Source organism: Streptomyces sp. 13-12-16 (genome assembly GCF_002114215.1).
In the GTDB taxonomy this organism is placed as follows: Bacteria; Actinomycetota; Actinomycetes; order Streptomycetales; family Streptomycetaceae; genus Streptomyces.
In genome coordinates this window covers 1-1,718 of record NZ_NCTE01000743.1, presented here as the reverse complement: position 1 = coordinate 1,718, position 1,718 = coordinate 1, and the positions used below count along the sequence as shown (strand labels likewise).

Here is a 1,718-nt window from a genome sequence, read left to right as displayed (position 1 = left end):
CTGGCGGTGCGCGGGGTGGACGCGGCGGCCGAGGTGCTGGCGGCGGCCGACCCGCCGGGCCGGGTGGCCCGGTACGCGCCGGACCGGCTGATCACCGAGTGCGTGCGCACCGGGCTGCCGGTCATGGTGCCGCAGACCAAGGACGAGGACCTGGCGCGGATCGCCCGCTCCCCGGAGGCGGCCGCGCTGCTGGCGCGGGCGGGGGTCCACTCGTATCTGGCCGTGCCGCTGATCGCGCGCGGGGAGGTGCTGGGCGCCCTCGACCTCACCCGCACGAGCAACCCCCTCCCGTTCGACGAGGACGATCTGCTGCTCGCGCGGGAGCTGGCCTCCCGCGCGGCCGTGCAGATCGACAACGCCCGCTGGTACCAGAACGCCCGCGACACCGCCCTCACCCTGCAGCGCAGTCTGCTGCCGAGCCACCCGCCCGTGACGGGCGGCCTCGAGGTCGCCTCCCGCTACCAGCCGGCGGGCGCCACCAGCGAGGTCGGCGGCGACTGGTTCGACGTGATCCCGCTGGAGGACGACAGGACGGCCCTCGTCGTGGGGGACGTGATGGGCAGCGGCATCCCCGCGGCGGCCACCATGGGGCGGCTGCGCACGGCCACCCACACCCTCGCCTCCCTCGGTCTCGATCCGGCCGTCCTCCTGGAGCACCTGGACCGGATCACCAGCGGCCTGGACCAGGCGATCGCCACCTGTGTCTACGTCGTCCACGATCCCCGCGAGCGGCGGTGCACGATCGCCAACGCCGGGCACCTGCCGCCGGCCCGGGTGCGGGCCGGTCACGCGCCCGAACTGCTCGACCTGCCCACCGGCGTGCCACTGGGGGTGGGCGGGGTCCCCTTCTCCACCACCACCGTGGAGCTGGAACCGGGCGACCTGCTGGTGCTCTACACCGACGGTCTCGTCGAGACGCGCCGGCATCCGCTGGACGAACGCCTGGACAGGCTGCTGGCCCTGCTGGACCATCCCGGCCACTCCCTGGAGGAGATCTGCGACCTCCTCCTGCGCACCCTGCACGAACCCGACAACTTCGACGACGTGGCCCTCCTCATCGCCCGCGCGACGACACCGGGTCCCTGAGCGGTCCCGGGTCCCGTCGTCACGTTCCCGTCGTCCGCCCGGAGGGTGTGCCCGGCGGTGTCCGGTGCGTGCCGGGCACCGCCGGGCGGGAAGGCGACGGCAGGGACCGGGGGCTTCCGTTCGGATCAGGCCGGCTCCGGTGAGCGGTGCCTCGCCGCCGGGCCGAGCGGGGTCCGGTGGCGGGGGTTCCCCTCACGCCCTTCAGGCAGTGGGGCCCATCGCAAGGCGGCGGACGGCAACGCGGCGAGGTGCCGGACCCCGCTGCCCCGGCAGGATCCGAACGACACCCCCTAAGGCCTCACACCGATCACGACATGGGCGTACCGCTCGTCGGATACGGCCAGGCGGGTCCGCAGGCCGGCGGTGGTGAAGGTGCCGACTGCGGCGGGGGCCTGTCGGCTGCTGGTCTCCACCAGGAGGCAGCCGCCCGGCGCGAGCCAGCCGGGCGCCCCGGCGGCGACCCTGCGCAGCACGTCGAGGCCGTCCGCGCCGCCGTCGAGCGCGACCAGTGGCTCGTGGTCACGGGCCTCCGGGGGCAGCAGGCCGATCTCGTCGCTGGGCACGTACGGCACATTGGCCGCGAGGATGCCGACGCGGCCCCGCAGCGCGCCGGGGAGCGCCGCGAACAGGTC

General features: G+C 75.3%; 1 protein-coding gene and 1 pseudogene. One reads left to right on the top strand and one right to left on the bottom strand.

Annotation, left to right across the window (positions count from 1 at the left end; translation table 11 throughout):
• Positions 1 to 1,086: PP2C family protein-serine/threonine phosphatase (locus tag B7767_RS27885; protein ID WP_143652661.1), on the top strand; the 1,086-nt coding region annotated here is incomplete at its 5' end.
• A gap of 290 nt (positions 1,087 to 1,376) precedes the next feature.
• Here the strand turns inward: B7767_RS27885 and B7767_RS27880 are convergent.
• Positions 1,377 to 1,718: pseudogene (locus tag B7767_RS27880) on the bottom strand (putative protein N(5)-glutamine methyltransferase); the annotation flags it as partial.